Genomic DNA, 13,027 nt, shown 5'->3' with positions numbered 1-13,027 from the left:
ATCACCAACCGACAGCGTTCTCTATTCCCCGGAGTTTCTTATTCAGATTCACTCCATTTGAACTCTGGCTGCTGTAACGCATCCGGGTTTTAATTGCCTGTCTGATCGACTGTGAAGTCAGAGCAAGTTGTGGATACTTCCGGTTAAACTGAGACATGGCCTTTTGAGTGTCAAACATCAGTCGCTCATCATGCTGCTTCCATGCGAGATAATAGGCTTTCATGAGATGAGAGCGGCGATCAAGGACGTGCTGCTCGTATTGCTTCCGGGCATTGTTCACCTGGTACTGCTTGGATAAATCACCCGGTGTAAATCCGACTGATTGCCCCATGATTTCAATCCATTTGAAATCATCTTTGTACGCATCTCCCCGGCTATTCAAAGCTCCTTCATCTGCGTACCTGTACGCTTTCATTGCATCTTTCACAATCTTAGGCATCATCCCTTCAATACCCCGGAAATAATCGCCATCATTAATACGGTCTAACGACCGGAGTCCCTGAACAAAAATCCCACCCAGAACCGGCCCGGCAGCTTGCTTCGCATAAAAATCCCACGAACCTTCCCCATCAACGTCATCATTGGGGGTCTGGAACCACATATTATCCATGGAAATCCGGGGAGAAATACCAGCGCCGCCAGCTCCATATAAAATACCGTCTGCCAAATCTTCACCAAATGCATCAGCAAGATACGATCTGAATTCTGTCTCTGCATCCCAGGGCTTGTCATCATCACCAAAAACTGCAGAAAGAGCGTTAGCTATTCCATAAGCGGCACTCAGTGGTAGTGCAGACATGCCGCCCATTAATGCAGTCATTCCCAGCGAGCCAATCAATTGCTTACGGGCCTCAATTTGCTCTTCTTTAGTTGCCCCTTTTATGGACTGATAGGCATTTCTCAGCAAAAAATACGTCATGTTTTGCGAATACTGCTTGAACTGAGTCGCCACCTTCATCACCGGATTCTGCATGTACCGGGCGCGGTTTACGTTTGAGTAATCAAAATGCGCATCCCACGTCAGTTTTTCAGCAAGCTTTGTCGCAGCTTCATGTTCCATGCCGTTCTTTCTGGCTAACCGGTATGTCGCTAAAGCTGTAGTTTCCCGGTTAAATACTTCAGCTTTGTGGAATAATTTCGACATCCACTCATTATATTTCTCAAATGCCGGGTTATATTTCCAGCTCTGTCCTTCTGCCATCCCTGCTAAATCGTGCGCATTGGTTGAATCCAGCAGGCCAGAATCATACCAGTGATCGAATGCTGCCTTTTCTTCGAAGTTGGTGAGCTTAGATTTGATATCCCCTTTTGAGGCAACAAATTCTTTGGTTGTTTTTGTCAGCTCTGACGCCGCATTGCCTGCCCCGAATTTACTGGCCATCATCGGCAGTGCGACAACAAAGTTTTGAGAGACGTTGATTGCAGCTGCAGCCGGTGAAAAGCCCAGCATCCATGTAAAGCCCATTGATGTGAGTTTTTGAGCAATCTTATTGTGTTTCGGATTCATCACCCATTCGTGACGTTTCATCAGCTCATTTGAATACCGTGCCGCCTGGTTATCTCCACTCACACCAGCGGCCTTTGCGGTATCTGAGGCCAGCTTGGTTAATTCATCAGAGAACTCTAACCGGGCAAGCTGGTACGATCCTTTGATCATATTTTCAGCCAAAGCCCTCAAAGCGTCATTACTCCAGCCTTTTACTTTCTGCCGGTGCATAAATTGTTTCCGCATAGAGCGGCTTGGCAGAGACTGCAGATACATTTGATAGATGACGTCCTTGATCTCCCCTTTTTTCAGGTCGTTGAGTTTGGACTCCTCAACTTTACTCATCAGATCCACAACAAACCCGAGACTTGCACCTTCAACTTTCGGGTCTTTATCCAGTTTGTAACCGGAGAACGGTTCAAACCCCTGATCTTTCAATTTCCGAAGAGTCGCTTGCTGCTCTTTTTCCGTCTCAAACATCAGGAACCGTTTTTCGCCGTTTTCATCTGGGACACTCACCCAGTAATCGCCAAACCGGGATAACGGGAAATATGGAGCCATTACCTCCTGCAGCTCAAACTGAGAACGCAAATCTGCAATCCGGGCTTTTTTCAGCCGACCGTCAATCGCAGCATTAGCGATCTGCTCTTCCAACAGTTTTTTATATAAATCATGCCGGTCCTTATACTTATCCCTCATGTTCCGGTAATGCTGTTTGGCCTCTTCCGGCAGTTTGTCAAAACGACGCTTTAGCGCTGCATGTTTTTGCTGACGACGGGGTTCTCCGGCCAGCATATTGCGGAGTTCTTTCAACTCACTCATTTGCTCATTGGTTTTGTGACTTCCTTCGTTTACATTCTCCAGGTGCTGAATTCGTTTCTCTATTGCTTCTTTCGCTGACTTGAATTCCAGGTCCGGGTCAACGCCTTCAACAGTTGCCCAATGTGCGACATCAAACATTTCATCAGCTGACTTGCGATTTCTTGCCATCCATTTGCGAATTGAATCAGCCATTTCGTGCGCGTCAAAGGCTAACTGGTTTCTGCGGCTCAGCATCCGGTGAACTGTATCAACATACTGGCCGACTTGGGGAAGCTTATCTTTAGCCAAATCAGAGAGTTGGCGAAGCGTAACAAAGCCAAGCCCTACTTCACCCTTAACCGCTCCAGCCAACTTTGATTCATTGATTTTTCTGCCTAAAGTCTGCAGCACGCCACCGAATCGCTCTTCCGGCGTTGGCATCGCCAGAGCCTCATCCAGCGTCTTTGCCTGAACTTTTGAGAACTTAATCTGGGACAGCTTTGAATCGCGCCCCTTTGTGAAATTATCATTAAGGTCATGCCACTGGTTAACCGACTTTGTGCGATCAATTAGTGTCTGAATGATGTTGTTCATCTCTGCTTTCGTCATATCAGAGTGGCGCATCAATCCGACTCTTTTCAGGGCTGTAGATATTGCTTCAATTACTCTGTCATACCATTGGCCGAGTTTACCCCGTTCCATTTCTGCAGCATGAGCCAACACTTCTTCAACCTGATTTCCCAGAGTTTCACCCGGATAATTGTTTTGTACGTGATCCCAATAGTCTTTGAGGTACTTTGAATCTTTCCCGCGCATCATTCGCTCAAGGATTTTTTGATATTCGCTATCACCGACAACAGCTTTTAGCCCATGGTGAACCAAAACCTCATGTCTCAGTTTTTTACGCAGTTCGCGGGCGTTTTCGATATTGTCAGCAACCACAACGGTCTCGCCGGTTCGGTCTGAATACAGCGCATGAACAACAGTACCCGGAGGGAATTTTGCCCCCATCACCTTTTCGGCTTCAGGTTGTGTTTTCACAACAGAGATTTTTACACCGGCACCGCCGTTGTACTGTTTTAAAAACTCATCTGCAGCCAGCTGAGCATTTTTAACGGTCATTCCCCGGTGAGTGACCGGTTCAGTTGATACTCCCTCACGGGAGTACCTGATATCCGGCTTATCAATCGTAATTGTTTTTGTCCGGACACTGGTTTTATTCAGAGAATCTTTAAACAGCCCCTCCGTATCCGCTTCTTCAACAGCATCATGAGCATCTAACCAATCCCTGAATTCCTGATTCTTTTTATTGCTACGATCACCGGCCATACCACTGACGATTGCAACCAACCGGCCACCGGGCTTTAGCATGTCATATGCATGACGGACATGATCGATATCCATGTCTTTGCTAAACGGAGGGTTCATGATGATGCGATCGTAGTCTTTACCGTTGAACGCTATGAAATCATCACCGACAACATTGTGACCCTTCTCTTTCAGGATACTTCTGAGGTCTCCGGCAATTTCAACGGTATCAACTTTTGCACCTTTGGCTTTTGCGGCATCAGCAAGAATTCCGTTCCCGGCACTGGGTTCAAGTACCTTCATGCCTTTCTGAATATCCGCTAAATCTGCAATATGTTCAGCCCGGCTTTCTGGTGTCGGAAAGAAATCAGTAAAGGCATTACGGTTACCGATGATTTTTTTCTTCAGCTCTCTTTCGAGTGACTGTAGTTTGCTTTCTTTTTTGACCTTTGGATTGACTGAATCCATTTCCCGAATCGCTTCACGTAGCAGCTCTCTTCGCGTTATCCCCATTCGCTGCAGGCGCATGAACATATCCGGAAGGTCGCCATAAAGTTTTTCAGCTTTAGCAAACTCAACCATTTTATGAACGGTCTCACTTTCAGTATTGAGTGCAACATTCCCGGTTCGTTCACCGAATGTCTTCAGCAGACTCTTACCAGCCATCTTATAGCCGGAAGTCTCTGACATTCGTTTTCCTAATTCCTGAACAATATTCGCCCGGGTATCCGCCAGGGGATATCTGGCAAACATGACTCTCTGATCGGCGGTGACATCATCTTTCCAGTAAGGGCGGCTGTTGTCTGTCTTAGCCACCAGATCACTTTTCTTTGAGTTCGCTTCATACAGAGCGCCACTTAATACACTCTGAAGGGTTTCAATCTGTGTCTTGGCGTTTAACCGGGAGAGAGCTTTGACCTCGCCTTTTTCAATTTTGTCAGCAAGTGCAGTCATGATTTGCGCTGTTCTTGAGTCGCTTTCAGCACGTGCTCTGGCTCTGCCTGCCTCTTCCATGCGCTTGTGAGTATTCTCCAGGCGGGGAGCATTCAGTTCCTGTTCTGCTTTGTGTGCTAATGATTCACCCAGCTTTCTCAGTTTTTCCGCATTTGAAAGTAGCTTGTCTTCTTTTCTGGCATTAAGAGATTCAGACCGGTCAACAGAGTCGCCATGCAGCCAGCCGATAAACATTTCAGCATCTTCCCGGGAAGGAAAGTAAAAACTCCCCTTCCAGTATCCACCTTTCATTGACCGGGCCATTGCTGCCGCTTCTTTGAATTTGTCTTTTCCCAACCGGGTTTTCAGAGAGACATTAAATATCTTATCTCCGGTCTTACCATGAACGCCTTCTTCAATTTCACCGGTTTCAAGTTCAGAATCAGATTCAAAGCCATCTTTCACAGCCCTTTTATCATCAACCTCTTTACGTTTTTTCAACACATCGTCAGTAATTAACCGGTCATATCTGGCACGAAGTTCCGGCGTCAACTCTTGCCCACTTTTCAAATAAAGAGCAAAGTCAGCCAGTGTCTGAGGATCCTTTATTGCTTTTTCTTTAGCTTCAGCGTGTTTCTGTCGCCGTTTTACAGCTTCTTTTTTTGCATCCAGATATTTTTGATAGCTTTCATCAGATAAAGAGCTGATCTTGTCATTGACCAACTGAGCCCGGGATTTGTCTCCGGAAGCTTGCGTAAGCTGAATCACATCAGAACCTTCAGAGCCTGCAAATTCAATATCACTCACCAGATGATTAAACGCATGCTTAACCAAACTGGCTTTACGCTCACCCTTCCATCTGGCCGCAAAGTATGGCCCCATGGCTTTATTGATTTGGGGAATTGTCATTGAAGACAGCTGTGCTTTTATGCTCTCTTCATTCTCACTTACATCTTTTGTCAGAGCTTTCAAGTCACTAAGGGAGAGCTCTCCATCACTCAGCTTATCGAAATTTTTAATAAGTGAATCTACCTGGACAGGTCCGGCGTCCGGGACCACATCAGATCCAACAACCTGCTGAATTGACTGAGCAACAGAAGAGTCATTTGCAGCCCGTAGCCGCTCATTCATTGCTGCGGTTTTACCGATGAACTTAGCGGCCAGATTACGCACGCTGTTTGTGAGCTGTTTTTTTACTGCCGGCAGACTGGTTTTCTGTCCATCCATTTCCAGAACGGTGCCAGAACCTTTACTCAAAATATCATCGATATTCTTGATTGAACTCGTGATCAGGTTTTCCCTGAATTGCTCGGCTTCCGGGGAGCTAATCTGCTGCTCAAAATATTTCTGGGCATTCTGGTCTTTGTGCTTTCTGGCTTCTTCCGCTGCCCGTTGGCGAGCTTCTTCCTGATACGCCTGCAGACGTTTTTCATTGTTCCGGAATTCACTCAGCACCGCTTCGGTATCAAATCCCCGCGCCCGTTGTATTTTCCGGCGCAGGCGTTTACTCATACCGGTTTTGATACTTTTCCCGTTAAAGGTTCGCTCATGCTGACGCTCTTCAGCCTGATGCTTAATTTCCTGAATATCAGATTTCGTTGGCAATCCGGATTGAACCCGGTCTGCATCATCATTGAATTGAGAAAAGCGGCCCTCAGTGCGATTTCCCAGCCGGTTTCTGATTTGCTCTTTTACTGACTCAGTCTGAGCCAGACGCTCGGCCTCCTGTTGAGCAGCCTGATTAGCCTTATCCCGCATGAAAGTACGGGTTACCGGCTGGCCGTTATCATCACCGATCCAGTTAGGGTTGATGTCTGGATCCGGCTCCCGTTGCAAACGTTCAGCTTCAGCCTGTCCCTGCAATGACGCCTCTTTTGCCTGAGCTGCCTTTGATTCAATAGTTGCCTGTGCCTGCTGTGGGTCAAATTGCCGGTTATCCTGATATGGCTCCGGCTGGTATGGCTGAGACTTTTCAACAGGTGCATCATTATATTTGTAGTCAAACTCTGTCTGAGTTAACCGGTTAATCAAATCTTCATTACCCTGGTCTTCAGGAAGAAGCTGAGCTTTCACCCGTTCCCGGATTTGGTTGTATTCCTCCTCCCGGTTTACTTCCGGCTCCTGCTCTGCCCGCAAATTTTGATTTCGTTCTTTGAATGCACGCTTGTTCTCAGTGACGTGCCGGTCAATCGATGTTGCATGAGGGTCAACATCCATATGTCTCGCATTGTCGGCCAGTTGCCGGTATTCATTTTCCAGTTCCTGAACATATTCCGGATTACTATCAATATCCGGATCGGACAACTCCCGTTCGATTTGTGCAGCGCGTTCCGGGTCATAAGCACGAGCCATTGAAACAATTTCCCGCTCATCACCAGAGGAAAGCACGCCTTTATCCTGAAGATTCCCCCGGCTCTTGTTCATCAGTTGATCAAGAGATTCCTGCATTGTCTGTGGCTGGCTTACCGGCTCTTCAGATAATTCCGGATTTTGGACAGGCTCACCTGACGCGGCTTCCGGATTGAGCTGAGTTTCAGCTTGATTGGTTTGAGGCTCTGCCTGTTCAGGCTGGTAGCCTTCATCTTCCAGATTGGTAGTTTCCGCTTCTTCAATATCCTCTTTACCTTTCCCCCGGAAGCCACCGAGCCCACCCATGACACCGCCAGTACCCAAACCAACCAGACCGCCTTCAATCGCACTTTCTACAGCGCCTTCTGATAAGTCTCTGTCTGTCCCGGCCACGTTATTCATGGCGTTATTTGTTGCCCGGGTCTGAAAGTAGTTTTCAGACCCTTCTGTCAATGCTTCTGTAACTGCCCCTTTCGCGAATCCTTTTTTCACACCGCTGGCCGCATGACCGGCAACGCCTTTAAACAGGAGGTTGTCACCAAATGCGCCGACAACGCTTGCTGTAATGGCTGTCGGGTCAAGCCCAACCATCCGGCTGACATAGCTTGCTGTCTCCTGCTTTGCCATATTGATTAGTTCAGACGCACTCTTACCGTCATTCGCCGGGTCGTTCACTATCCGATCCATTGCTCCCTGAAAATATTCTGAATTTTCATTCAGCCATCCGGCATCCATAGACATGACCTGATCGTGACCATCAAGCATTGCTGAACCATGTGAGCTTGCAAAAGCTGTTGCTCCACCGGCAATCATATCTATTGTTCGTTTAGCTGTGGCATTAGCCACGGCTTCAGATGCACCCCGTTTAACCATTGATGAAACAACTGCCCGGCCAATCGTCATCTGGGCACCTTTACTGATTACGCCACCCGGGATCACCATTCCGCCAGCCATTGAGCCCAATCCGTTGGCGAACTTCATCGCCCAGACATCAATATCCGCTGAAGCATCGGTAAAATGCAGATGGCCCTGCTTGTCTTTCTTAGTAATTTCCGCAGACATCGCCTCCCGGCCACCTTCAGTCATGCTATCGGTGATCGCTTCAGAACCTGACTTGAATAAGTCTCTGACCGGATTGGTGATATTTGGTGAAACAGGATTCGTTACCTGACCGGCAAATTCAGCTAAACCGGCTAAAGCATCCAGTGCACCGCTACCAACACTTTTAACCATATCCCCGGTGGTCGCGTTATAGTCCTTTTCTTCCGGACTCCCGCTATTTTTATAAGCCGCATACCTTTCTGCGAAACCGGGTGACAATTGATATTCAGCTGGCTCGCCGTTTGGTACGTATTTATCAAGAAACCCCTGTGATAGTTGGTATCCATCGCTCATATCAGTTTTTGCATTCACAGTCGCATCAGGGTTTTCACCGAGCAGTTCATTATCAACCATGGTTAATCTCCGAAAATCAGGCATAAAAAAAGCCCCGTCCGGATGGACGAGGCTTCACACGATGGGGAAATTGTGACCTGATTTTTTATGAGAATCAAATCTGTAACATTATTGCACTAATCTTAAATGAGGCACCTTAGAAGCGGATGCTGAACCCCCAAAAGGCATATCGTTATTTCTTACTACACCAAATTTAAACAATAGCCCTGATATCTCATCCAGAGGAAGAAGCAGCTCTTCAGCTAACTTATGCAAAGATATGCCCTCAGATTCTAGTGCGGAAAGAATTTTTTCAATAACTATAGATTGCTCTCTTTCAATTCCATTTATTTCCCGGGATCGTAATCCGAACTTACCAGCAGTGATAATCAGGCTCTTATACTGCCAATCGCTCAAGACACCCACATTTTTCATTTGAACAATCAGGGCCATTGCTGAGACCTTCCAGTTCAACTTCAGGCTGAGTACTCCATCTATCGTGATGGTTTTTCCTTTATAGGGAAGTAACGTTGCTTTAGGCATAAGAAAATTGGCAGCGAACTTATCAGCTTCACATTCAGCATCTTTCCCTTGCGAAACTCCGTGCTTATGCAAAATCAAGTGACCAAGCTCATGAGCCGCATCAAAACGACTTCTCTCACCAGATTTCTGTGTATTTAAGAAAACATATGGCACATCGCCTTTCCAAAAGGAAAACGCATCGACATCGTACGTGTTCTCAGTCAAAGAAAAAACTCTTGCTCCATGCTTTTCGAGCAAGTGGATCATGTTCCCGATACTGAATGTTCCTAACCCCCACTCGGCTCTTAAGCCTTCGGCAGCAGCTTCCGGCTCTACCCCCCGAAAATCGGGAATATTGTTTGGAATCAAGCTAAATCTACTATCAAAATAATCATTAATCATTACGCCAATTTGCCCGGCCCCTATTGCTGCATGTTCAGACGCAGCTCTCATTCTCTTTAATGACCGAAAAGAAACAGTTTCTTTAGAGACTGTTTCTATTGGCTCCGGCACCAGAAAGAACTCAACCGGATAATTAAGTGCATGAGCAAAAGCCTCTATTGTCTCCGGAGGTGGCGTAACTTTACAATATTCTTTCTCATATTCTGAAACCATCCGGGCACTCATACCCACCCGATCGGATAGGGATTTAAAAGTTAACTGGCGTCTTACTCTGGCAAGCCTGAGCCTGGAAGGATTAAACTTAGCTGACATTTTACTACTTCTTATTTTTTCTGAACTTCAAAGAAATCTGAATCTTCAGCGAATTGAGCCTTGAACTCATCAGGCATTTCATTAAAGGATATTGCCGGGAAAATCACTCTGTTCTTCCAGTCTGTGATTTTTACTTTCCCATGATTACCAGAAATAGATGCGCCAGTTGGTAGAGATAACTCAAAACGAATTTCAGATTTGTTTTTATCAAATGTGTACAAAAAAACCCATGTTTCGTGACTATCCACGGGAGTAATATTACCTATATCTGATTCCGCCTCATCGAAGAGGGACAGATTTTGCCCAACAAAATACTCAGTAACCCCTCCCTTTGCATTCTTTGTTTTTGGTGTCTCTTCCTTGACTCCAGTGTTTTCATCTCCACTGGTAACAACAATTGTTTTACCAAGTTTCGCATTAATCAGGACTGGCATACCATGCCGTTGTTCCGCCTTCCATCCTTCGTAATTTTCAATAATTCTTAATCTTAACGTCGCGACAATCTCTTCCCAAGCTCGCGAACCGCCAGCTGTAACAGGATGGAATTTATTGACGCCTCTGTAATATTGAAGCCCATTTTGAATCGCATCACGAAACATGCTCGGAGCAATACCTAATGTATCTTCGAAATGATCTTCGGGGTCTGAATAATCGACAAGTTTTAACTTCAAATTGGTCATACACCACTACCTATAAAATTTTTAATCCGATAAGCTGCAACGCTCATTTCCTATTTTAGTCTACTTTCGTAGGTAAAAACAAGAAATGGAATATAGCAACAAAGGATCATAAAACCTTATAGGTAGATTTGATTTAACTCGTAATCCAATAGCGCGGCCAAAACCGCGCCTTTTCCTCAATTCAATCTCGGCAAACACTTAGCCAGTTCAATCGCCCTTCTCTATACAACAACACTCTGCCACATCTCCCACTTTTGACACTCTCTGTTTGTAAACTGGTTTCAATATCTCTCATTATGCACTTTATTTAATATAAACAACTCGCTAATATATGCGCATTGATTAATAACAAAAACGATGATATAAAGTGGCTATCTGTGAATTTGATATTCAAAATTTTGAATATAATATTGAAAGTAATTTACGGGCGATGTACCTGCCTGTCCCGAATGATGTATTCAATGCTGCAGCCGGAATTGCGACAGGTTTGAAAGCAATTGACAGCGCTCTGGCATTTAAAGCGTCTGACGTGCCATTATCTGCAATAGCAAAAGGTGGACGGTTGGCAACAACCTATGGCGGAGTGTATGCCTCATGGTGGGCCGGTGCCGTTATCGGCTCTGCACTTATGGCCTCAAAAAGAGCAACACGCTGCAGCGTTAGTGAACTCAAAAAAGCTGTAGCAGCGTTTGGGATGTCTACATGGTGGGTTGATGATGCCGTACGGGATCACCCGGAAATTTTGAGGGTTAACTGGTGAATAAAACCTGGCTGAAAGACAGAATGGTGTTGATCATGGTTTCACTGATCGCATCTGTTATTGTTTGTTTAAGTTCTATTCTAATAGGCGATAAGATTGTCTGGTTTTTTTACATCATGTCCATTATTTGGATCGGTGAAAAAGTCATTCGCTACTGGAAAAAGAATTCCCGAAAATAAACATCTCCGATCTCTTGATAAATCCCAAATGATGACAATAGCGCGGCCCAAAACCGCGCCTTTTCCTCAATTCAATCTCGGCAAACACTTAGCCAGTTCAATCGCCCTTCTCTGAGCACACTGAGCAATCTCTGTCATTTCCTGAAGGTTAAATGCACCTGGATATTCCAGAATAGATGTAAACCTATCTGGTGCAACAATCCATGCATTGTCCGGAATGACACTGGAATCAGTCACCTTCCCGTTCTCCATCAAAAGCATGATCCGTGTTGTCTGAAACGGGAGTTTATTCTCAGGGGCCGGTAATGCCGGTTTCAGCTCAAGCTCTTCAAGAAATGTCATTGCTTCATCAAAATCAGACTGAAGGATATCGCCATATTCCTTCACACTGAAATGGTGATGAAGTGAAATGTAAATGCTTCTGTGGCTCTCTCCGCTTGATTTTGCTTTACTGCCAACAATCTCACGAATCGCTTTTTTCTGACCATCATCTAATGTCAGGGGCTGAGATTGGCCTGTCTCTTTATCAAGCACATCAAGAACCCACCGGCGAAAATCTTTTGCAACTGGTGTCCGGCTGAACATTGCGATTAGGTGAGCGCCGCGAAGGGAGAAGATTCTCGTATTAAAGGCTGGATCGGGCTTCTGGCCGCTGGGGGTCAAATTGACCACCAGCGTCATTCCTTCAGTAAATTCATCGGAATAGCGAGAATATATGCGATGAACACTTTTACTATCTTTGTAACCCAGAGCCTTGGATAGTTCTACGGATGTGAACCAGATTTGGTTATCTCTGGAAATGACATTCAATTCAACGTTGTTAAAAGAAAGCTCGGTCATGGTGACCTCCGTTTTGGTTTTTTCGAAGTATGAGGGTGTTGGGAGGTTCGAAACGGCCCAAAACTGCCGCGGACTTATTTCCCCGAAGGGTATTGTATTCGTCGCCCTCCCAACATAATTCTGCAGATAGATCTATGCTGTGGGAATTACGCCATATTTTGGGCGTAAAAAAGCCAACGCTTTCGGGGTTGGTGTAGTCCGGTTTTGGAAGAGGTTTCGACGCCTCACTTCGGATGTTAGCCCCTGAGGTTGGCTTTTGTCAAATAGTGATTAATTCTATTGATTACTTTTAACACTAATCCCTTTCAATTTATTTACTGAATCATCATTTTCTCTAATCTTTATATGAACCTTTTTATTTGTATCTTTTCCAATGTATGGCTCCGATGCGGCTACAAGAACAGGGAAAGCCCGTCGTAGATCACCAGATGAACCAGAAGATGTAATATCCGTTTTCCATACCTGTTTCATCTTTTTACTTTTCTTATATTCGTTTACATCATAAGCCACCAAACTTATAAATCTGAAATATGTAGTTTTGGTCCTTATTTTGGTTTCTGAACCAGTTATCCCATAAGTCGGTGTATATATTGTCGTTCCAGAATATGAAGAAGTATTCCCATAAGAATTGAAAGTGCCATAAGTACGAGATGAGCTAACCCCTGTTTGTCCCCAAGTTGGTACTGAATATGTGTGCTGCTCTGTTTGCGGATCACCGATGCCATACCCAACAAAAACAGCTATATCGGCATCATCAATACTATTAACCTCTCTGTAACCGTTGCTCTTTAAGGCTCGAACTAAATAAGGTTTATATTCCAAATACTGCAAGTCATCTGAGGAAGTATCTTTATTATTCGGCAAAAGAATGTATTTAGTTTTACTATCGCTTCCAGGTGCAGTGATAGAATCAACATACACACCATATGATGGCCCTATATGCGCGCATCCATTTATCAATAAAGCCAAGACTAAAAATATTATCAATTTGACTTGCATACCCATATCTCCAAGTATCCTT

General features: G+C 45.2%; 6 protein-coding genes. 1 reads left to right on the top strand and 5 read right to left on the bottom strand.

What is annotated here, in order from left to right; all coding sequences use genetic code 11:
* Position 1: 1 nt before the first annotated feature.
* The 3 genes from OC443_RS21930 to OC443_RS21920 all read right to left on the bottom strand — a co-directional run bounded on the left by OC443_RS21930 (position 2) and on the right by OC443_RS21920 (position 10,227).
* On the bottom strand, positions 2-8,356 hold the full coding sequence (locus OC443_RS21930; protein ID WP_073579348.1) for a PLxRFG domain-containing protein: 8,355 nt from the start codon (positions 8,354-8,356) through the stop codon (positions 2-4).
* Between the two features lie 84 nt (positions 8,357-8,440).
* Positions 8,441-9,547 (bottom strand): helix-turn-helix domain-containing protein, encoded by a 1,107-nt coding sequence (locus OC443_RS21925; protein ID WP_073579347.1) that lies wholly within the window; start codon positions 9,545-9,547, stop codon positions 8,441-8,443.
* 11 nt (positions 9,548-9,558) lie between these two features.
* Positions 9,559-10,227, bottom strand: a complete 669-nt coding sequence (locus OC443_RS21920; protein ID WP_073579346.1) for a hypothetical protein — start codon at positions 10,225-10,227, stop codon at positions 9,559-9,561.
* Positions 10,228-10,594: 367 nt separating this feature from the next.
* Here OC443_RS21920 and OC443_RS21915 point away from each other — a divergent pair, with 367 nt between their 5' ends.
* The gene (locus tag OC443_RS21915; RefSeq protein WP_073579345.1) at positions 10,595-10,987 is read left to right on the top strand and encodes a hypothetical protein; all 393 of its coding nucleotides are present in this window, start codon (positions 10,595-10,597) and stop codon (positions 10,985-10,987) included.
* A 245-nt stretch (positions 10,988-11,232) separates the two neighbouring features.
* On the opposite strand, the gene OC443_RS21910 is transcribed toward OC443_RS21915, so the two are convergent.
* The gene (locus OC443_RS21910) at positions 11,233-12,006 is read right to left on the bottom strand and encodes a BRO family protein (RefSeq protein WP_073579343.1); all 774 of its coding nucleotides are present in this window, start codon (positions 12,004-12,006) and stop codon (positions 11,233-11,235) included.
* 276 nt (positions 12,007-12,282) lie between these two features.
* The gene (locus tag OC443_RS21905; protein WP_200796863.1) at positions 12,283-13,011 is read right to left on the bottom strand and encodes a hypothetical protein; all 729 of its coding nucleotides are present in this window, start codon (positions 13,009-13,011) and stop codon (positions 12,283-12,285) included.
* Positions 13,012-13,027: the final 16 nt, after the last annotated feature.

The organism is Vibrio quintilis (assembly GCF_024529975.1).
Classification (GTDB): Bacteria; Pseudomonadota; Gammaproteobacteria; order Enterobacterales; family Vibrionaceae; genus Vibrio; species Vibrio quintilis.
The sequence above is the reverse complement of the archived record's forward strand: the minus strand, read 5'-3'. Positions and strand labels throughout refer to the sequence as shown.